Origin of the sequence: Ruminococcus sp. SR1/5, from assembly GCF_000209835.1 — a bacterium.
In the GTDB taxonomy this organism is placed as follows: Bacteria; Bacillota; Clostridia; order Lachnospirales; family Lachnospiraceae; genus Blautia_A; species Blautia_A fusiformis.
Genome location: NC_021014.1, coordinates 556,029 through 576,241, shown reverse-complemented (window position 1 = coordinate 576,241; position 20,213 = coordinate 556,029). Strand labels below are relative to the sequence as shown.

The window sequence follows — 20,213 nt, the reverse complement described above, 5'->3', positions numbered from 1 at the left end:
CGGAATCTGAAATTCTGGAGGTATTATATGCAAAATATTACTTTCTATTCAGAGATCATTCGTCCCAGTTTGTCCATACGTCAGTAACGTCGTCGTCATCATCAAGAAGATCCAGTGTTCTGTGAAGATCTTTGATAGCCTGATCATCCGTCAGCTCCACATAGGTCTGCGGGATCATGGCGATCTGTGCTTCTACAAGCGGGATTCCGGCTTTCTCAAGAGCCTCACGTACAGCACTGAAATCGTCCGGTGCTGTGATGATCTCAAAGCTGTCCTCTTCCTCGTTGAAGTCCTCAGCACCTGCATCCAGAGCTGTCATCATCAGCTCGTCCGCATCCATCTCGCCGCACTCATCCTCAAGCTCTTCCTTATCGATGATGATCTGGCCCTTCTGGTCGAACATAAAGGATACGCATCCCTGTGTTCCGATGCTTCCGTTACCCTTGGTAAACGCGTTACGTACATTACCTGCAGTACGGTTCTTGTTATCTGTAAGAGTCTCTACGATAATAGCAACACCGTTCGGACCATATCCCTCATATACAGCCTTCTCGTAGCTGTCTGCAGAATCCGCACCTGCTGCCTTCTTGATTCCACGATCGATCGTATCGTTCGGCATGTTGTTCGCTTTTGCTTTTGCGATGACATCACGAAGCTTGCTGTTGTTTGCAGGATCCGGGCCGCCGGCCTTTACTGCCATAACGATCTCACGGCCGATGACTGTGAAGATCTTACCCTTCTTGGCATCATTTTTCTCTTTCTTATGTTTGATGTTGGCAAATTTTGAATGTCCTGACATGGTATCTTCCTCTCCTTGTTACCGTATATTTTCTTTCGTGCCCTGCTCATTTTGGGTACCGTTTTTACATAATTGCAACTCGGTTTAATATAGCACTTATGAAAGATTTCGTCAAGAATCAGAAAACAAACCGGTCAAAATTCCTCATGTTTCCCTAAAAAGTCAGTTCCAGACTGATCTCAAGCGCATGATTCACCTTATCAAGCATAGCACTGTCCAGATGACACACCTTATCCTTCAGACGCCGCTTGTCGATGGTGCGGAGCTGTTCCAGAAGGATCACGGAATCCTTTTCGATCCCGTAGGCGGATGCATCGATCTCAATATGTGTCGGCAGCTTTGCCTTATTCATTTTTGATGTAATTGCCGCACAGATCACTGTGGGACTGTGACGGTTGCCCACATCGTTCTGGATGATCAGCACCGGACGGATGCCGCCCTGTTCACTGCCCACCACAGGTCTTAAGTCCGCGTAAAAAATATCCCCTCTTTTTATAACCACACAATTCACACTCCGATTCTGGTCCGGCTTATTTGCAAGCCGTATTCCTTTTTACAGATAAGTATTTCCACAATTTCTTTGTGTATACCATGCGTGGTACTTTTTTACCGGCCTTATGTCTGACCCGGCGTTTTCCGGATCCGGGTATTTACGGATCTACTGGAAAAAGCTCTCCTCTTCTCCGCATTCCTTACCGTCTTTGATATAAACCCGCGGAACACGTTTACTGATCCCGCAGACAAATTCATAGGAAAATCTTCCGGAAAGATCTCCCAGTGTCTCCACACTGATAAATTCCTCTCCATCTCTTCCCATCAGGGTGACCTCGTCCCCGGCCTTCACCTCCGGGATATCTGTGACATCAACCATAAACTGATCCATGCAGACCCGTCCGAGGATCGGAGCTTTTTTGCCCCGGATCAGGACCCAGCCCTTATTGGAAAGCTGTCTCGGATAGCCATCTGCATAACCTACGGGGATCGTTGCCATTCTGGTAAAGCGTTCTGTAACAAACGTTCCTCCATAGCTTACCGCTGTTCCACGTTCCACATTTTTCACATAGGATACATGACTTTTCAGCTCCATTGCAGGTGTCAGCTTCACAATATCACGTTCTACCTCCTCTGACGGATAAATACCGTAAATGGTGATGCCGGCACGAACGACATTGAGATTTGCTTCCGGAACACGGATGATACCTGCACTGTTGGAGCAGTGACGTACCGGAATATGAACGCCTCTTTTTTCCAGAAGCTCTGCAAAACGGAGATAACGGTCCAGCTGCACCAGTGCAGGAGAACGGTCGGTCTCATCCGCCCTGGCAAAATGGGTAAACATTCCCTCGATCACCAGATTCGGGATTTTTGAGATTTTTTCGATCTTTACTGCATTTTCCGGAATATCCGCATATCCGATCCTTGTCATTCCCGTATCTAGAGCCAGATGAATATGTACATTTTTTCCAATACGTGCACCTGCTTTTGCATATTCTGCTGCTGTATTTAGATCCGATATGGTGATCCGGATATCATTGGCTGCAAGTTCTTCATAATATTCCTCAAATACAAGGCCAAGGATCAGGACAGGCTTGGTGATCCCTGCATGCCGAAGTTCCAGTGCCTCCTCTGCAGTAGCTGTTGCAAATCCCCAGATATAGTCATAGTCCTGGATCAGACGGGCAATAGCTCTGGCACCATGACCATAACCGTCCGCCTTGATCACAGCGATGATCTTTGTCCCTTCTTTGACATTTTTATGCATTTCCTCAAAATTGTGGGCAATGGCATCCAGTGATACCAGTGCTTTTACTCTCTCGTATTTTTTCATAATTCCGACTCCTCTTCACCTATAGCTAATGCCTTGGGCAGATATTCTATGATATCTCCTGCCAGCATACTGCGCTTTCCTTTTCAGCGGCTGCAAGATCACCGCAAAGTCCGTGAAGATAAACACCTAACGCGGCCTTTAAAACCATGGGAGGCTGTTCCTCCGTTTTCAGATACATACATAACACTGCTGCCAGGATCCCGGAAAGCACATCTCCGCTTCCTGCAGTTGCCATTCCGGAATTACCGGAAAGATTCAGATACATCTGGCCTTTTTCATCTGCGATCACCGTACATGCATCCTTCAATACGCACACAGAGCCTGTTTCCGCAGCACATTTCAGTGCAGTATCTGCGATCTCATGCTGGATCTCCTGGATCGTTCTGCCACTGAGCCGGCTCATTTCTCCGATATGCGGTGTCAGGACTACATGCTCTCCCAGATACTGATACCACTGTGGATGTGCAGCCAGAAGGTTCAGGCCGTCCGCATCCAGGATCAGCGGCTTTTTCTCCCGGGCAGCCGCCGTGAGAAACCACTGTTCTCTCTCACGGCTGGCCACTGATGTTCCAAGTCCCGGTCCGATCACGATCACATCACACCAGGATAGAAGCTGTTCATTGGATTCCTGATCAAAGCGGCTGCAGACCATAGCCTCCGGAAGGAGTATCTGCAGTGGGATCCTGTTGGCTTCCACAGTCTGGATCTTTACCATTCCCGCACCGGCACGAAGTGCTGCACAGGCGCTTAAATAAGCGGCTCCGCACATTCCCTCACTTCCGGTCACAAAGAGCACTTTTCCGAAGGTACCCTTGTTTCCGCCGGGATCACGTTCCGGAAACAGCTTCAGATCTTTATTTTCCAGACAGGCGGCAGATGCAGTCACAGCTTCCTGCTCATAGATCCCGATATCGGCGGTAACGATCCTTCCTGCATACAGTCTTCCCGGATAAAAGCAAAGACCTCTTTTCCGGTAGGCAAATGTGACAGTTAGATCGGCGCTGAAGGCAATTCCCATTTCCAGGCCAGTATCTCCGTTCACTCCTGACGGGATGTCAACTGCGATCTTTTTGGCCCTCGCACTGTTCATCTCATGGATGATATCAGCATAATGCCCCTCGATCGGACGCGTCAGGCCTACCCCAAACACGGCATCTACTATAGTAGTATATTCACTCCACTGCGGGTTATTCACCTCCGGGACACGATAACCAGAAGCGATCTTATACTGAAGAGCAGTCTCTCTGGTCATTTTATCTTTGTTTCCGACCATATAAAACTCTACCCGGATCCCCTTCAGATGGAACAATCTGGCAACAGCGATACCGTCACCGCCATTATTTCCGCTTCCGCAGACTACCAGGATCCTTTCGTCCTTCTGGAGATACTTTTCTGTTTCCTCTACCACCTTCAGTGCTGCCCGCTCCATCAGAACCTCGGAGGGAACTCCGATCTCACGGATCGTTGTGGAGTCCAGATTCTTCATTTCTTTGCAGGTAACAAGCTTCTTCATTCTGTCTTCTGCCTCCCCTCTGTCATAGAGAAAGCTGCCGTTTCCGGCAGCTTAACAATTCTTACTTATCCACATGTTCCTGCCTGTATTTGCTGAGATTATAAGACAGTGTCATCAGACTCTCGGAAAGATGAACGTTCTCTACGATCACATCATCCGGTGTCTCAAGATCGAGATGTGCAAAATTCCAGATTGCCTTGATCCCGTTCTCCACCAGGATATCTGCCATTTCCTTGGCTTTATTCTTGGGAAGTGTCAGAATCGCGATCTCCACGTTATTCTCTCTCAGGAAAAACGGAAGCTCACTGAGCATCTGGATCTCAAGTCCACGGACTGCGATGCCCTCAAGCACAGGATTTACGTCAAAGATACCAACCAGCCTGAACCCGCGCTTCTCAAAATCCACATAATTGGCAAGTGCCTGTCCCAGATTACCGGCACCCAGAATGATCATCGGATGAACGGTATCCAGTCCCAGGATCTTACCAATCTCTGTATAAAGATAATGTACATTATAGCCATACCCCTGCTGCCCAAAACCGCCGAAATTATTAAGATCCTGACGGATCTGAGAAGCTGTGGTATGCATCTTCTTACTTAACTCATTGGAAGAAATACGTTCTACATTGTCTTCCATCAGCTCTCCTAAGTAGCGGTAATAGCGTGGCAGACGCTTAATCACCGCTTTCGAGATTTGTTTTGTCTCCACGATAGTTTTCCTCCTTACCTTACACTAGGTTAATTATAACGAATTGACATTTTCCTGTCAATTAAAGTTGTCTATTCTGTACAAATTTCTTTATATTTTTTCTAATAATTGATTTTTTCTTTGAAATCCCGGCAGTTTCCGTTATAATAGGTGGAGGATTTTTCCCTGTTCAGACATAAACAGGGGTGATTCTTTATACAGGAGGACAGTTTTTATGATTTTATCATGTCAGAATATATGCAAGGCCTTTGGCGAAAAAGTAATTTTAAATGATGCATCCTTTCACATTGAAGACCGTGAAAAGGCTGCTCTGATCGGATGCAACGGTGCAGGAAAGACCACACTGCTGCGGATCATCATGCAGGAGCTTTCTGCTGATTCCGGTACCGTTGTGCTTGCCCGGGATAAAAATATCGGCTATCTTGCCCAGTACCAGGATATCCACGGACATCATACCATCTACGAGGAGCTTCTTACCACAAAGCAGCACATCATCGATATGGAACGCCGTATCCGCAATATGGAACAGGAAATGAACACGGTGACCGGTGATGAGCTGAACCGTCTGATGGAAACCTATACCCGCCTGACCCATCAGTTTGAGCTGGAGAACGGATACGCTTACAAAAGTGAGCTGACCGGTGTCTTAAAGGGTCTCGGCTTCACGGAGGAAGATTATGACAAGCAGATCGAAACTCTTTCCGGCGGTCAGAAAACCCGCGTGGCGCTGGGCAAGATGCTTCTTTCCAAGCCGGATATCCTGCTTCTGGATGAGCCAACCAATCACCTGGATATGGAAAGCATCTCCTGGCTGGAAACTTATCTTCTGAATTATCCGGGAGCTGTTTTTATCGTCTCCCATGACCGTTATTTTCTGGATAAGGTGGTCACCAAGGTCATTGAGATCGAAGCCGGACAGACCCGCGTATACAGCGGCAACTACTCTGCCTATGCTCTCAAGAAGGCTCAGCTTCGTGACGCACAGTACAAGGCATACTTAAATCAGCAGCGGGATATCAAGCATCAGGAAGCCGTTATCGCCAAGCTGAAATCCTTTAACCGTGAAAAATCCATCAAGCGTGCGGAAAGCCGTGAAAAATGCTGGACCGTGTACAGAGGATCGAAAAGCCTCTTGAGCTCCAGGACCGGATGCGTATCTCGCTAGAACCACGGGTGTTAAGCGGAAACGATGTGCTCCACGTGGAAGCGCTTTCCAAGGCCTTTCCGGGACAGACCCTGTTCTCCGATATCTCCTTTGATATCAAACGCGGCGAGCGTGTGGCACTGATCGGAAACAACGGAACCGGAAAGACCACCATGCTGAAGATCATCAACGGTCTTATTGAGGCAGATGCCGGCAAATTTTCCCTTGGTTCCAAGGTGCAGATCGGTTATTACGATCAGGAACATCATGTTCTGCATATGGACAAGACAATTTTCCAAGAGATCTCCGATACTTATCCGACTCTCACAGAGACCGAGATCCGAAATATGCTTGCCGCATTTCTCTTTACCGGAGATGATGTTTTCAAGGAGATCTCCGCACTTTCCGGTGGAGAAAGAGGCCGTGTTTCCCTTGCAAAGCTGATGCTTTCCGAAGCCAACTTCCTGATCCTTGACGAGCCTACCAACCATCTGGATATTGCCTCCAAGGAGATCCTGGAGGAAGCACTGGTCAGCTACACCGGTACAGTCCTTTATGTATCCCATGACCGTTACTTTATCAATCAGACTGCGACCAGGATCATGGAGCTGACAAACCAGGCAGTGGTAAATTATATCGGTGATTATGATTACTATCTGGAAAAGAAGGAGGAGCTGACCAGTACCTATGCACCGGGAAGCACTTCTCCGGAGGCACCTGCCGAAGAAAAAGCTGTTTCCGAAAACAAGCTTTCCTGGCAGCAGATGAAGGAAGAACAGGCAAAGAAACGAAAACGGGAAGCCGAGCTGAAAAAAGTCGAAGCCCGTATCGAAGAGCTGGAAACAAGAGACAGCGAGATCGACGAAACCATGGTCCTTCCGGATGTCTGCACCAATGTAGCGGAATGTACAAAGCTGAGCCGCGAAAAAGCATCCATCGCTGAAGAACTGGAAGAACTTTATGAAAAATGGGAAGAGCTGGCCTGACGGTCAGCTCTTTTTTATCCCCTTATGTTTTTATGGAAGCAGCATGCCGAGATGCTGTTCAAAGCATACACCATCGTTACGGTCTGTTCCTTCCTCCACCGCATCCCGGATCGATGCCGAGATAAAATCCACGGCCAGCTCTGCACAGGTTTTCATGGAATATCTTTTTACCAGCCCTGCACTGAGCACGGATGCAAAAAGATCTCCTGTCCCGGAATAGCTTCCGCCGGATTTCTCTGCAAATACCCAGGAGCTGTTTCCGTTTTCCAGGACAAGATTCCCCATTTTCAGAGGCTGCCCCTCCTCCCTGTGATCCACTCCGGTGATCACAACGGCAGGAAGTGAAAATTTCCGGGCAAGTCCGCACCCGATCTCCCGGATTTCTTCCATCCGCCGGGCCTCTGATGCCTTTTGCAGTTCCTTCCAGATCTCCTCCATTTTTTCTTTTCCGTAGAGAAGAAGGAGGGCTTCCGTAAGGTTCGGTGTGATCACATAGGAACGACGTGTCAGTTCGCAGAACCGGCTACGAAGCTCTTCTGTATAGATCGGATAAACCGCGCCGTCATCCCCCATCACCGGATCTGTAAGGATCAGAGTATCCTTCCCTGCAAACGCATCCATAAATTTCAGGATCCTGTCTGCCTGCTTATCGTCAGAAAGAAATCCTGTATAGATCCCATCCGGGAAAAATCCTCTTTTTTTCCACTGCTCCATATATGGTTCCATATGCTCTGTGAAATCCTCACAGAAATAACTTTCATAACCGGTCTGGTTGCTTAAAACAGCGGTGGGAAGTGGACACGCCTGGACCCCCATCACCGAGATCACCGGGATCGCTGCTGTCAGTGAACATTTCCCCAGCCCGGAAAGATCATTGATCACTGCTATTTTTTTCATGGTAATTCTCCAGTCTTGAGTTTTTTCTGTAATATTATAGAATGAACTGTCAGGTTTACGCAATCATTTTTGGAAGGAAATCATCATACTTATGTTAAATATATCTGCAGAACACAAAAAAGAACACCTTTATCTGGAAGTTTATCACTATTACCGGAAGCTGATCCTGGAAGGCCGTCTCCTTCCCGGAAGCAAAATGCCCTCCCTTCGCAAATGCGCCCAGGAGCTGAAGCTGAGCCGTACCACCATCGAAAATGCCTATCTTCTGCTGGCAGCAGACGGCTATATCATCGCCAGGGCACAAAGCGGCTATTATGTCACCGGCATTGCTTCCAAGCAGCATCTGCTTACCCCCGAAAAACAGAATAAGGACATCACGCCCTGCCTTTATGATTTTGCCTCTTCCGGTGTTGACCGGGAAAGCTTCCGTTTTGATCTGTGGCAGCGTTACATCAAAAGTGCCCTCCGCCAGGGCGACCGTATGCTTTCTTATGGCGAACCCCAGGGCGAAAGCGATTTCCGGGAGGTTCTCGCAGACTATATCCGGGAACGCAGAAATGTGATCTGCTCCCCGGATGACATTGTAGTAGGGGCCGGTCTCCAGCCCCTTCTCCAGATCCTCTGTCCTCTGATCCATGAACGGAAAACCGTTTCGTTCCCCACACCGTCCTTCACCACATGCAGCACCATCTTTCAGGATTACGGCTTTGATGTCCATTACCGGGACAAAAGCTGCGATGTGATCTATGTTTCTCCTGCTCACATGACGAAATGGGGCGAGATCATGCCGGTAAAACGACGCCTGGAGCTGATCCGTCATGCGGAGATCGATGACCATCTGATCATTGAGGATGATTTCGAAAACGAATTTGTTTATTTCCAGAAACCGACGCCTTCACTTTTCGGTCTTGCAGGTGGTGAAAACGTTGTCTATATCGGTTCCTTTTCCAGGCTACTGCTGCCCTCCATCCGTGTCAGCTTCATGGTATTGCCACGCTCTCTCCGGGAAAAATATACAAAAAAGCAGCCTTTTATAATCAGACTGCTTCCAAGGCAGAACAGATCGCACTCTGCCAGTTTATCCGCGACGGGCATCTGGCTTCCCAGACAAGAAAGCTCCGCCGCCTTTATTCCCAGAAGCTGAAGGCTCTTTCCCAGGCTGTCCGGGAAACCTTCGGCCAGGACTGCCAGATCCAAACAGGAGCCGCAGGAACCAGCCTTGCCCTTACTCTCCCCTGTTCTCTCACAGGCAGTGAACTGACAGACAGAGCCCGGAACCATGGTCTGGGACTGGAGGTTCTCAGAGAAAACGGAGCCGAGGTCACCTTGGTCCTCTCCTGCTCCTCCATTCCATCCAAGGATTTTCTGCCTGCCTGTCAGCTTCTGAAGGAGGTTACCGGCTCCTAATCTCTCCGGTTATCGATCATGTAGAGCAGGGCATTTACAATGCACGCAGCGATGTTGCTTCCACCCTTGCGTCCTTTTGCCACAATATAAGGCACATCTGCGTGCATGATCAGCTCCTTGGACTGCACAACATTCACAAAGCCTACCGGCACACCGATGATCAGCTCAGGAGAAAGCTTTCCGTTCTCAATAAGCTCATAAAGACGTACCAGTGCGGTAGGTGCGTTCCCAATGGCAAAGATCAGCTTTTTATCCATCTCTGCGGCCTTGTCCATGCTGGCTGTGGCTCTGGTAGTCCCGTTCTTTTTTGCAAGGGCAGCCACATCCTCATCGGACATGAAACAGTAAGCCTCACCGCCGTAGCGGGCAAGTGCACGCTTGTTGATCCCGGCCTTTGCCATCTGGGTATCTGTGACGATGCAGGCACCGTTGCGGATGGCGTCCATGGCCATCTCCACTGCACCCTCCGAGAAGCAGAGATTTTTTGCATAATCAAAATCTGCGCTTGTGTGGATGCAGCGTTTTACGATCAGCTCTGTTCCCGGGATCAGGGGAGTATCCCCCAGCTCTTCTGTGATGATCTCAAAGCTTCTTTTTTCAATCTCCATGGGTTTTACATTTTCAAGCTCAACTTTCATTTCTATTCTTCCTCCGTAATCCCGTTTTCCAGTATCTCATAGATTTTTTTCATATCCAGATGCTTCCGCAACTCTGAAGCCAGGATATCATACTGCTGTTCCTTAAATGCCGCAAAATCCACGCCTGTCATATTTTCCACATCAATACCTTTTTTCTCGCCGATCACGCGGATGATCGCCTCTGCAGATGCTTCCTTATCGAAAACGCCGTGGATATAGGTTCCGCACACATTTCCCGCAAAAGCACCCTCTTCTTTTTTCTTACCGCTGACGCTGTCTGTGATCTTCGTGGCTGTTCCTGCATTGTCCTTCAGGATGCTTTCGCCCATATGGATCTCATAGCCCTCGATCTCCGCACCGGAAAGAGGAGCAAACACACCGGACAGCTGACCGAAATGCCCCTGCACCCTGGTCCTGGTTTTCTTTTCGGCAAATACCGTTTCCATGGGAAGAAGTCCCATTCCTTTCATGGAACCGCCATTTTCAACTCCATGAGGGTCGCTTAAGGTTTCACCCAGCATCTGATAGCCACCGCAGACACCAAAGATCAGCTTGCCTCTGGAGGCTTCCTTGAGAACTGCTGCTTCCATTCCGCTTTCCCGCATCCAGATCAGATCACCCATGGTGTTCTTGGTTCCAGGAAGGATGATCATGTCCGGAGAGTGAAGATCTCTCGGGTGTTTTACATAGCGGAGAGAAACTCCGGGAATGCTCTCAAAAGGATTAAAATCCGTAAAGTTAGAGATCCTTGGTGTACGGACCACTGCGATATCAATGACACCGGCTTCCTGCTTCCGGTCAAAACGTTCCGTCAGGCTGTCCTCATCCTCCACCTGGATATCCAGATAAGGCGCCACACCCACCACCGGGATCCCGCTTCTTTCCTCAAGCATGACAACACCAGGGTCCAGAATAGTCTTATCTCCGCGGAATTTGTTGATGATCAGCCCCTTTACCATAGCCTTCTCATCGTCCTCCAGAAGCTCTACCGTACCGATCAGCTGGGCAAAAACACCTCCACGGTCAATATCTCCCACAAGAAGGACCGGTGCCTTGGCCATCTTTGCCATACCCATATTTACAATATCCTCATCCTTGAGATTGATCTCGGCAGGACTTCCCGCACCTTCGATGACAATGATATCGTTTTCCGCTGCAAGAGCGTTGTACGCCTTCATCACATCCGGAACCAGGGTCTTCTTATATTTGAAATAATCCCTGGCACTCATGGTTCCAAGAACTTCTCCGTTAACGATCACCTGGGAGCCTACATCATTGGTAGGCTTCAGAAGGATGGGATTCATCAGGACAGACGGTCGGATCCCGGCTGCCTCTGCCTGCATGACCTGGGCCCGTCCCATCTCAAGACCATCCTCTGTGATAAAGGAATTCAGTGCCATATTTTGTGATTTAAAAGGAGCCACACGATACCCATCCTGCTTAAAGATCCTGCAAAGTCCCGCAGCCAGCAGGCTTTTTCCGGCATTGGACATGGTTCCCTGTACCATTATTGCTTTTGCCATAATATACCTCCCTCAAGTACTTCGATCAGTTTTACATTTTCTTCATGGCGCTTTACCGCGATCCGGTAATACCCCTTTGTAAGACCCGGATAATTGCTGCAGTCACGGATCAGGATCCGCTTGCGCAGACAGAAGTCAAAGAGCTCCTCCGGTCCTTTAAAGAAAATATAATTTGCTTCCGACGGAAATACTTTATACCCAATGCGGACCAGCTCATCCTTCAGCCACTGTGCCTCCCGAAAAACAAGCTGTCTTCCCTCCTCTACATATTCCGTCTCTGTAAGTGCCTGGAGCCCGGCTGCCTGGGCCATGGTGGAAACATTCCATGGCTGAACGCAGAGCTCCATCCTTTCCATCAGCTTTCTGTCAGAACAGAGGCCATAGCCCAGCCGCACACCGGCCATGGCATATCTTTTTGTAAATGCTTTCAGGATAAAAAGATTATTGAACCCGGAAAGAGAATGCTTCAGAGAATACTCTTCCGGTTCCTTTACAAAATCAAGGAAACATTCATCTACCACCAGCAGGATATCCAGCTTTCTGCATTTTTCCAGGATCCTTTTCAGAAGCCTGTGGGGGATCAGCATGCCGGTAGGATTGTTGGGGTTACATAAGAAAGCCATATCCAGTCCCTTATGGAGGATATCCAGATAGGCTTCACTGAGCACAAAACCGTCATTTTCCGTCAGCATGTAATATTCCAGCTCACAGCCAGTGCTGGCCAGAGCCTGTCCGTATTCCGCAAAAGTAGGCGCCGGGATCAGAGCCCGCTTTGGCTTTACTGCATGACAAAGCGTAAAGATCACTTCTGCTGCTCCGTTACCGCATATTACCTCTTCCGCTTTTACCCCTTCCGATTCTGCGATCCTTTCCCTGAGAACGCCGCATCCCACCTGGGGATACTGTGCAATATGATCCAGACTGTGGATAATGGCCTGCTTCACACTTTCCGGTGTTCCCAAAGGATTCAGATTTGCCGAAAAATCCAGGCAGTCTTTATGTTTATATACGTCTCCTCCATGTATGTGTTTTGTCATTGGTCATTCTCCTGTCTGTATTTATTGTTACCTTAATAACCCGAACCGGATCCCCGCACTGAGCAGTCCAAATACAACCACACCCAGTATGGATGCCGCGTACATCAGCCGGTTAGCCCTTTTGATATCCTCCGGCTCCACCGGGCGGATCGGATCCCCGATCGTGGGTTTTTCATATAATTTCCCGAAATAATATGCATTTCCCGCAAGCTGTACATCCAGCGCTCCGGCCATGGCAGCCTCTGTCTGAGCAGAGTTGGGGCTTGCATGATTCCTCCTGTCACGTTTGTAGATCTTTGCCGCGTTTTTTGTATCCATTCCTGTAAAAACAGTTCCTGCCACCATCAGCCAGCCGGAGATCCTGGCAGGGATATAATTGGCCACATCATCCAGCTTTGCCGCAATACGGCCGAAATAAAGATATTTGTCATTTTTATATCCAAGCATGGAATCCATGGTATTGATACCCTTGTACAAAAACATCAGCGGCACCCCGCCGATAGCCATATAAAGCATGGGGGCGATCACGCCGTCGGATGCATTTTCCGCAACGGTTTCCACGGCAGCCTTTGTCACGCCGGTTTCCGTAAGCTCTCTGGTATCACGGCCTACGATCATGGACACCGCATAGCGTGCCTCGTCCAGAGTTCCGTTTTTCAGCCGGTCATAAACCTTCATACTCTCATCCTTCAGGGAACGGGTGGCAAGAAGCTGATAGCACCAGAAAACCTCCAGCACAAATCCGGCCACCGGCAGATACCGGTAAAGATAATAAAGCACCAGAAGCGGCACCCCGCCGCTGAACAGACAGACAAGCACTACGATCAGAAAGCCTCCTGTCAGCTCACCGCCGTGATTTTTCGGAAAAATCTTCCGGATCACCTTTTCCAGCACTGCAATCAGATTGCCGATGACGCAGATCGGATGATAAAGCCATCTGGGATCTCCGATCAGAAGATCCAGCACAAATCCTATGACCAGTGCAGGAAGACTATATTTCAGCATCTTTTTTCTGCCTCCGTTCTTTCTTATATTCCAATGCGTTCTTCAGAAAGCGTGCCGGAACCCTGGGATTTCCGTAATAATAAAGATGCGGAAATCCTGCCATCAGCCTGCCCCGGTCATGGATACAATCCCATCCTCTTTTAGATGCCGGCTTTGCCGCATGAAAATCCTCTCCGCAATCTGTGGAATCAAAATAATGAAATTCATGAGCCGGGATCTCACCAAGTCCGGTATCCTGTTTTTCCGTAAGGGTGATATAGCCGAACCGGTTCAGCTTCGGTGTGCGGTAAGCCCTTCCAGGGATCACCCCGCAGACTCTACGCTGCTTTCCTTCCATATCCTCCATCTCCTGATGAAGATACATGAATCCGCCGCATTCTGCCAGACAGGGCATTCCGTCCAGGATGACTTCCCGGATCCGGGTGCACATTTCCTGATTTTCTTCCAGCGCCTCCCCGTTTAATTCCGGGTAACCGCCGCTTAAAAGAAGCCCGTCCAGATTCTCCGGAAGCTCTCTGTCATGAATGGGGGAAAAACGTACCAGCTCCGCTCCCATCTGCTCCAGAAGATTTAAATTATCCGCATAGAAAAAGCAGAAGGCTTCATCATCCGCCACACCGATCCGCACCTTTTCCTCTGTACGGTATCCGAAGGCAGTATCCTTCTGTATCAACATTTCCGTCTCCGGTGCCGCAAGCTCCGGTGCTTCCCCTGCAAGCTCCAGGATCCCATCGATATCCAGGGTTTTCTCCAGTACCTCGGAAAGCTTCTGCAGACGGCTTTTCAGCTCCGGGATCTCCTCCGGAAGCACCAGCCCCAGATGACGGCTTTCGATCACACAGTCCTCCACCTTCGGAACATATCCCAGCACCTTTACGGAAAGCTCCTCTTCCAGAAGCTTCTTCATCCTGGGATACAGCATGGGAGACATCTGGTTAAAGATCACGCCGCAAATATGACTGTCCTTTTTGTATTCCAGAAAGCCCTTTACATAGGCAGCCAGGGAAACACTCATGCCACGGCTGTTTACGATCAGGATCACCGGTGTATCTGTGGTGGAGGCCAGATCATAGGCGCTGGCTCTGGAGGTGATCCCTCCTACACCGTCATAATACCCCATGACTCCCTCCATCACTGCGATCTCACAGTCCGATGCGTTCTTTGCCAGAAGATACCGGGTTCTGTCTCCATCTGTAAAAAACGTATCCAGGTTTCGGGATCTTGTACCGATCACACGGCTGTGGAACATAGGATCTATGTAATCCGGGCCGCATTTAAAAGAAGCCACCTTAAGGCCACGGTTCACCAGCGCCTGGAGCAGCCCGCAGGTGATCAGGGTTTTTCCGCTTCCGCTGGCACCTGCCGCAAGAAGTATTCTCGGGATCTTCACCTAAATCTCCTCCCCTCTTCCGCTGCAGGAAATGATATAGATCGGATTCTCACCCATCATCATATGATACCTTCCGATAGATTTGGATCTTGCCGCAGACAGCTGTACGATATCCACATCCGTCAGGCTGAAATCTCGTATGGCATTCATGGCTTCCGTCACCGTCTCCAGCGTGATGCAGTTGATCACGATCCGTACTCCCGGATTTTTGTCCAGAAGAAGCCGGATGATCTCGTTCATGTTTCCGGAGGACCCGCCGATAAAGGCATGTGTCGGAACAGGCAGTTCCACCATCGCTTCCGGTGCAGTACCCGGCACGATCTCCAAATTGTCTGTGGCAAATTTCCGCCTGTTCTCCTTCAGAAGAGCAAGGGCATCCTCCTTTTTCTCGATGGCATAGACCTGCCCCTTCCAGGCACGAAGCGCCATCTCAACGGAAACCGAGCCTGTGCCCGCTCCCACATCATAACAGACAGAATCCTCCTGAAGCCGAAGCTTGGACAGAGAAACCGTACGCACCTCTTCCTTTGTCATAGGCGCCTTCCCACGGAGAAATTCCTCATCACAGATCCCGTGAACTGCGGGCAAAGGTACTGCCTTTTCATTGCACGCAGTTACCACGCTTAACGCATCTCCCCGGTATTCTGTAAGCTCTGCCGCACTGGCATGAAAGATCTTTTCATTTTCGTAGGAAAGATTTTCACCCACATAAAGGGTCACATCACCCATTCCATACGCAACCAGACGAGAAGCCAGACGAGCTACCCCATCCTCTGTTCCCAGAATGGAAAAAACCTTGGGGTTATGCCGGATCAGGGCAATCAGATTGCAGTCTCTTCCATGAGCGCTGACGATCCTGGCATCATCCCAGGAAAGACCGATCCTCGCCATAAAATAAACAACGGAAGAAATCCCGCAAATCACCTGGACATCACCATCCAGAAGATCCATCAGCTTCCTTGCACCGCTGTAGAAGCCCACATCGCCGGAAAGGGCAATGGCTACGGTACGGTACTGTGGATGTGTCTTGATATACTCCACGATCTTATCACTGCGGTACTCATGGAGAACCATCTGCCCCGGCCTCTGTACGGCATCTGTCATACGCTTTGCACCGATCAGAAGCTCCGCCTCATCAAAGGCCTTCTTTCCTTCCAGGGTCAGTGTTTTTTCCGCACCCATGCCGATGCCTACAAGAGAAACCCTCTGTGACAGGGTAAGGCCGAACAGCTTTGCCAGAAATACCCTTGCTTCCGGCAGGGACAGCCCCTCCTCCTGCAATGGTCTTCCGATGATCACAGGTGTGACGCCGCAGCGCTGACAAGCCTCCATCTTTTCCGGGAATCCACCTGCCAGACCGGTATCCTTGGTGACCAGATAGCTGCACTGAAACTGTCGAAGCATGGCTTCGTTGATCTCTGTGGAAAATGGCCCCTGCATACCGATGAGATGCTTTCCCTCGATCCCCAGCTCCGCGCAGGAGCTGATCACGGAAGGGATAGACAGCACCCGGGCAAAAAGCCTCTCCTGGTAATCCGGGATCACTGTAAATTTAGACAGCTCCTTGCTTCCTGTGGTAAGAAAAATGTTCCCCTCTGTACCGGAAAGAAGCTCTGCCGCCTTCTCCGTGCTTTCCACATAGATGGCTTCCCTGTTCTTCTCCCCCTCCGGGCGAAGGACACGCTGATAGCGGATGCTTCCGTTCTCACAGGCAGTCCGGATATTTTTTGTCACCTCTGCTGCATAGGGATGAGTGGCGTCCAGAACGATCTCCGGCGCTTCCCTTCGGAAAAGCTCCTCCATATCTTCGGTTTTCAGCCTTCCGGCGCTGACATGGAGAAATTCATTTTCCTTCAGAAGGGAGCCACCATATTCCGTGGCTGCACAGGCATAGACCGGAACATGATTTTCCGCAAGGAACTCACAGAGTGCATAGCCCTCGGTGGTCCCTGCAAAAACAATGGCTTTATACATTCTTATATCCCCTTGGTGTTACCATCTTGCCGTTTACATTCTTAGTCTGTGAATTTCCCACAAATACGGTAGTAAACATATCCACTTCTGTATCACGGAGCTCCTTCAGTGTCATAACCTGTGCAGTCTCGCCATCACGAGCGATCTGGGCAACCGTGCCGCAGACAGTATCCGGGGACTTGTATTTCATCATCAGATCACAGGCCTTCTGAAGATAATCCTTACGTTTTCTGCTGGACGGATTGTAAAGGCATACCACAAAATCCGCCTGTGCTGCTGCCAGAAGCCTTGCCTCGATCTTCTCCCACGGAGTCAGAAGATCACTTAAGCTGATCAGGCAGAAGTCATGGATCAGCGGTGCACCCAGCACTGCGGCGCCGCCTGTGGCTGCTGTCACACCCGGGATAATGGTCAGCTCCACATCCGGATAGTTTTCTCCCACCTCATACATCAGACCTGCCATACCGTAAACACCGGCGTCACCACTGCAGATCATGGAAACGGTTTTTCCTTTTTTGCCTCGTCAAAAGCAAGTACACAGCGGTCTACCTCTTTTTTCATCGGTGTGGTCATGAACTCTTTGCCTGCAAAATACTCCTTTACAAGATCCACATACACCGTGTAACCGATGATCACATCACTTTCATTTAATGCACGGATCGCTCTTCCAGTCATCTGGTCATACGCACCCGGGCCAATTCCTACAACATAAATCTTACTCAAAACGTATCCTCCGATTTCCGGCTGCAAGGGCGGTGGTCACACCGTCCCGGCCTGTTTTTTTCTGATCAGTGTACCCTGTCCGCAACCCAGAACCGCGCTTCTCTCACAGACATTCTCTACACCTGTTATCTTTTTTACAAATTGTGACGGGGTAAATTCACCCTGCACTGCCTTCAGCTCTTCCTCTGTAAAGGTCAGAAACGGAAGCTGCCAGGCTTCTGCCAGAGAAAGAAGTCCCACCTCTTCTTTCTTCAGATCGATACTGGCAATGGCTCTCAGTGCTTCTCTGTAAACATCTGATTCCTTCAGACATTCCTCTGCCGCCTTCCGGATGGAGGCTGCATCCTTTCCCCTGCGGCAGCCCATTCCCAGAACTGCAGCGGGCGGCACCACATGGACTGTATTTTTAAAGGGCAGACAGCCTCTGTGGATCGTCACCGCAATACCTGTTTCCGGTGCCTCACCGGCTTTCTCACCATTCCCCGGATCCACTGCAGCTGAGGGCCTTCCGTCTTTCCCGCAAAGCACCAGACCCTCCGGCAGCTCCCCGTCCCATGGAAACTCACTGTAAAAGCCAACGCTCTCTCCTGCAAGAAGGGCCGCAGAAGCCTCCTTTGCAGCCTTCATATGAAAAATAGCACAGCCATTCTTTTTTGCAAAAACATCCACTGCAAAACGGCTGTGAAGATCTGTGGCTGTTGTCACAACCGGCTCCGCCTTAAGATATCCGGCACAGCGAAGAGCCAGCTCATTGGCTCCGCCCAGATGTCCGGAAAGAAGAGCAATGACAAATTTTCCACATTCATCGATCACCAGCACAGCCGGATCCGTCTTTTTTCCGACAATGTAAGGTGCGATACTGCGCACTGCGATCCCGCAGGCACCAACAAAGATCACACCCTCTTTTCCTGTCCGGAACTGTTCCCCTGCCCACTGGGAGGTGGAAACAGAGATCGGATCCGGAAGGTACCGGCTCTTTTTTGCAAGGGTGACACTCTCACCCTCTTTTTCCAGAGCCCTCTGAAGCCTTTCCCCTGTCTCCAGCCCTGTCATACTGAAGCAAATGATGGAAATGTTCATATTTTATTTCGTAGCCTCACGGAACTCTGTGGTAAAGCCCGGATCATACAGCTTGGATCTGTCATAGCTTGCAGCATTGACCGCATCACCTACCAGCATAAGCGCTGTTTTTGTGATCTTGTTCTCTTTTGCTGTCTGGGCCAGAGTACCCACTGTACAGATAAACTTCTTCTCATCGGGCCAGGTTGCCTTGTAGACGATGGCAGCCGGTGTATCCTCACGGTATCCGCCCTCTACCAGTCTGCGGCTCAGCTCCTCCAGCATACCTGTACTGAGGAAAATAACCATAGTCGCATTATGAGCGGCAAAGGACTGAATGCTCTCTTTTGCCGGCACCGGTGTCCTTCCTTCCATTCTTGTGATGATCACACTCTGGGAAATATCCGGAAGTGTATACTCCAGGTTCAGTGCAGATGCAGCTCCGCAGAAGGCACTGACACCCGGGCAGGAATCATAGGGGATTCCCTTTTCATCCAGGATATCCATCTGCTCACGGATCGCACCATAGATACATGGATCGCCGGTGTGGAGACGAACGGTCATCTTACCTTCAGCCTCTGCTCTCTCCATAACAGAGATCACTTCCTCAAGGGTCATCTTTGCACTGTTATGGATGGTGCACACATCCTTGGAATACTCCAGAAGCTGGGGATTTACAAGAGATCCCGCATAGATGATCACATCTGCCTCTTCCAGATACTGTTTACCTCTTACTGTGATAAGATCCGGTGCTCCCGGACCTGCTCCTACAAAATGTACCATAATCTATTCCTCTCTTCTGTCTTTGTTTTCTTTGATAATGATCAGGGAATAATATCCTGCATCCTCAGGGATCTCCTCCACGGTCCGGTAGATCTTTTCATCCGGCATTCCGCAGTTTTCGATCATCATGGCCTCTGCCCCCTGAGAAAGAAGCTCCGCCTTCACATCCTTCATTTTCTTTCCGGCCTTCATAAGGACCTTGGTACCGGAAAGCTTCAACGCATCCTCAATCTGATAGGAAGCCGGGATCACGTGAAGAGGCTCTGCCTTCTCCACAAGTCCGGTGTTCAGACGGGCGGAAACTGCACAGAAGGATGTGATGCCACAGACGATCTCCGTCTCATAGCCCTGAGCCACAAGTCTGTGATGGATATAGAGATATGTGGAATACACGGTAGGATCTCCCAGTGTGAGAAATACCACGTCTTTACCCTGGTCCAGGACAGCCTTGACTTTATCTGCTCCTGCATCGTGATAGCTCTTCAGCACCTCCGGATCCTTGGACATTGGAAAAGGAACTGCAAGAAGCTCCTTCTTTCCAAGCTCCGGATAAGCCCCCTCCACGATCTTAAACGCTACCGTATCCTCCGGAACCTGTCCCGGAAGTGCGATCACCTCTGCCTCCTTTACAAGACGAAGTGCTTTTAAGGTAAGAAGCTCCGGATCTCCCGGTCCTACACCTACACCATATAATTTACCTGCCATATTTCTTTCCTCCTAACTATATTTTCCAGACAGGATAAAACCTGTCTGTTATTTATATCAAATTTTGTCCTGAAAGTGGCATGCTCCCACCCC

General features: G+C 49.6%; 16 protein-coding genes and 2 pseudogenes. 2 read left to right on the top strand and 16 right to left on the bottom strand.

Features of this window, described 5'->3' with window-relative positions; genetic code table 11:
• Window positions 1-55 precede the first annotated feature (55 nt).
• From CK1_RS02880 to CK1_RS02860, 5 genes are all read right to left on the bottom strand, one after another.
• Window positions 56-799: a YebC/PmpR family DNA-binding transcriptional regulator gene (locus CK1_RS02880; RefSeq protein WP_015524823.1), complete on the bottom strand. Its 744-nt coding sequence runs from the start codon at window positions 797-799 to the stop codon at window positions 56-58.
• 154 nt (window positions 800-953) lie between these two features.
• Entirely contained in the window at window positions 954-1,301 is a 348-nt protein-coding gene (locus CK1_RS02875; RefSeq protein WP_021650556.1) for a type II toxin-antitoxin system PemK/MazF family toxin, read from the bottom strand.
• Window positions 1,302-1,457: 156 nt separating this feature from the next.
• Complete coding sequence (gene alr, locus CK1_RS02870) at window positions 1,458-2,627, bottom strand: alanine racemase (protein WP_015524822.1); 1,170 nt, start codon at window positions 2,625-2,627, stop codon at window positions 1,458-1,460.
• Between the two features lie 46 nt (window positions 2,628-2,673).
• Entirely contained in the window at window positions 2,674-4,140 is a 1,467-nt protein-coding gene (locus CK1_RS02865) for a bifunctional ADP-dependent NAD(P)H-hydrate dehydratase/NAD(P)H-hydrate epimerase (RefSeq protein ID WP_015524821.1), read from the bottom strand.
• Between the two features lie 61 nt (window positions 4,141-4,201).
• Window positions 4,202-4,852, bottom strand: a complete 651-nt coding sequence (locus CK1_RS02860; RefSeq protein ID WP_502685119.1) for a redox-sensing transcriptional repressor Rex — start codon at window positions 4,850-4,852, stop codon at window positions 4,202-4,204.
• Between the two features lie 211 nt (window positions 4,853-5,063).
• On the opposite strand from CK1_RS02860, the pseudogene abc-f reads away from it, so the two are divergent.
• Window positions 5,064-6,979: pseudogene (gene abc-f, locus CK1_RS02855) on the top strand (ribosomal protection-like ABC-F family protein).
• Between the two features lie 30 nt (window positions 6,980-7,009).
• Here abc-f and CK1_RS02850 read toward each other — a convergent pair.
• Complete coding sequence (locus CK1_RS02850; protein ID WP_015524819.1) at window positions 7,010-7,876, bottom strand: pyridoxamine kinase; 867 nt, start codon at window positions 7,874-7,876, stop codon at window positions 7,010-7,012.
• Between the two features lie 91 nt (window positions 7,877-7,967).
• Between CK1_RS02850 and CK1_RS02845 the strand changes: the two genes are divergently transcribed.
• Entirely contained in the window at window positions 7,968-9,020 is a 1,053-nt protein-coding gene (locus tag CK1_RS02845; protein WP_015524818.1) for an aminotransferase-like domain-containing protein, read from the top strand.
• Window positions 9,021-9,279: 259 nt separating this feature from the next.
• On the opposite strand, the gene CK1_RS02840 is transcribed toward CK1_RS02845, so the two are convergent.
• The 10 genes and pseudogenes from CK1_RS02840 to cobI form a co-directional block, all read right to left on the bottom strand.
• Window positions 9,280-9,921 (bottom strand): precorrin-8X methylmutase, encoded by a 642-nt coding sequence (locus CK1_RS02840; protein ID WP_015524817.1) that lies wholly within the window; start codon window positions 9,919-9,921, stop codon window positions 9,280-9,282.
• 2 nt (window positions 9,922-9,923) lie between these two features.
• Window positions 9,924-11,444 carry a cobyric acid synthase gene (locus CK1_RS02835; protein WP_015524816.1) on the bottom strand — a complete coding sequence of 507 codons (1,521 nt, stop codon included), beginning with the start codon at window positions 11,442-11,444 and terminating at the stop codon, window positions 9,924-9,926.
• Complete coding sequence (gene cobD / locus CK1_RS02830) at window positions 11,429-12,481, bottom strand: threonine-phosphate decarboxylase CobD (protein WP_015524815.1); 1,053 nt, start codon at window positions 12,479-12,481, stop codon at window positions 11,429-11,431. Before cobD ends, CK1_RS02835 begins: the two co-directional genes overlap by 16 nt.
• A 27-nt stretch (window positions 12,482-12,508) precedes the next feature.
• The gene (gene cbiB / locus CK1_RS02825; protein ID WP_015524814.1) at window positions 12,509-13,486 is read right to left on the bottom strand and encodes an adenosylcobinamide-phosphate synthase CbiB; all 978 of its coding nucleotides are present in this window, start codon (window positions 13,484-13,486) and stop codon (window positions 12,509-12,511) included.
• The gene (locus CK1_RS02820; RefSeq protein ID WP_173741295.1) at window positions 13,473-14,876 is read right to left on the bottom strand and encodes a cobyrinic acid a,c-diamide synthase CobB; all 1,404 of its coding nucleotides are present in this window, start codon (window positions 14,874-14,876) and stop codon (window positions 13,473-13,475) included. The genes cbiB and CK1_RS02820 overlap by 14 nt, the downstream gene beginning before the upstream one ends.
• Complete coding sequence (locus CK1_RS02815; RefSeq protein ID WP_015524813.1) at window positions 14,877-16,850, bottom strand: bifunctional cobalt-precorrin-7 (C(5))-methyltransferase/cobalt-precorrin-6B (C(15))-methyltransferase; 1,974 nt, start codon at window positions 16,848-16,850, stop codon at window positions 14,877-14,879.
• Window positions 16,843-17,573, bottom strand: a pseudogene (gene cobJ, locus CK1_RS02810) (precorrin-3B C(17)-methyltransferase). The gene CK1_RS02815 and the pseudogene cobJ overlap by 8 nt, the downstream one beginning before the upstream one ends.
• Window positions 17,574-17,609: 36 nt before the next feature.
• Window positions 17,610-18,653: a cobalt-precorrin 5A hydrolase gene (locus tag CK1_RS02805; protein WP_015524811.1), complete on the bottom strand. Its 1,044-nt coding sequence runs from the start codon at window positions 18,651-18,653 to the stop codon at window positions 17,610-17,612.
• 3 nt (window positions 18,654-18,656) lie between these two features.
• On the bottom strand, window positions 18,657-19,415 hold the full coding sequence (cobM, locus tag CK1_RS02800; RefSeq protein WP_015524810.1) for a precorrin-4 C(11)-methyltransferase: 759 nt from the start codon (window positions 19,413-19,415) through the stop codon (window positions 18,657-18,659).
• A 3-nt stretch (window positions 19,416-19,418) separates the two neighbouring features.
• The gene (cobI, locus tag CK1_RS02795; protein ID WP_015524809.1) at window positions 19,419-20,120 is read right to left on the bottom strand and encodes a precorrin-2 C(20)-methyltransferase; all 702 of its coding nucleotides are present in this window, start codon (window positions 20,118-20,120) and stop codon (window positions 19,419-19,421) included.
• Window positions 20,121-20,213 lie beyond the last annotated feature (93 nt).

What these genes read in the sequence shown, in the direction of transcription:
- cobI (WP_015524809.1), bottom strand. Translation starts at nt 20,120, where the DNA reads ATGGCAGGTAAATTATATGGTGTAGGTGTAGGACCGGGAGATCCGGAG.
- alr (WP_015524822.1), bottom strand. Translation starts at nt 2,627, where the DNA reads ATGAAAAAATACGAGAGAGTAAAAGCACTGGTATCACTGGATGCCATT.
- cobM (WP_015524810.1), bottom strand. Translation starts at nt 19,415, where the DNA reads ATGGTACATTTTGTAGGAGCAGGTCCGGGAGCACCGGATCTTATCACA.
- CK1_RS02805 (WP_015524811.1), bottom strand. Translation starts at nt 18,653, where the DNA reads ATGAACATTTCCATCATTTGCTTCAGTATGACAGGGCTGGAGACAGGG.
- CK1_RS02840 (WP_015524817.1), bottom strand. Translation starts at nt 9,921, where the DNA reads ATGAAAGTTGAGCTTGAAAATGTAAAACCCATGGAGATTGAAAAAAGA.
- CK1_RS02880 (WP_015524823.1), bottom strand. Translation starts at nt 799, where the DNA reads ATGTCAGGACATTCAAAATTTGCCAACATCAAACATAAGAAAGAGAAA.
- cobD (WP_015524815.1), bottom strand. Translation starts at nt 12,481, where the DNA reads ATGACAAAACACATACATGGAGGAGACGTATATAAACATAAAGACTGC.
- cbiB (WP_015524814.1), bottom strand. Translation starts at nt 13,486, where the DNA reads ATGCTGAAATATAGTCTTCCTGCACTGGTCATAGGATTTGTGCTGGAT.
- CK1_RS02850 (WP_015524819.1), bottom strand. Translation starts at nt 7,876, where the DNA reads ATGAAAAAAATAGCAGTGATCAATGATCTTTCCGGGCTGGGGAAATGT.
- CK1_RS02845 (WP_015524818.1), top strand. Translation starts at nt 7,968, where the DNA reads ATGTTAAATATATCTGCAGAACACAAAAAAGAACACCTTTATCTGGAA.
- CK1_RS02835 (WP_015524816.1), bottom strand. Translation starts at nt 11,444, where the DNA reads ATGGCAAAAGCAATAATGGTACAGGGAACCATGTCCAATGCCGGAAAA.
- CK1_RS02815 (WP_015524813.1), bottom strand. Translation starts at nt 16,850, where the DNA reads ATGTATAAAGCCATTGTTTTTGCAGGGACCACCGAGGGCTATGCACTC.
- CK1_RS02865 (WP_015524821.1), bottom strand. Translation starts at nt 4,140, where the DNA reads ATGAAGAAGCTTGTTACCTGCAAAGAAATGAAGAATCTGGACTCCACA.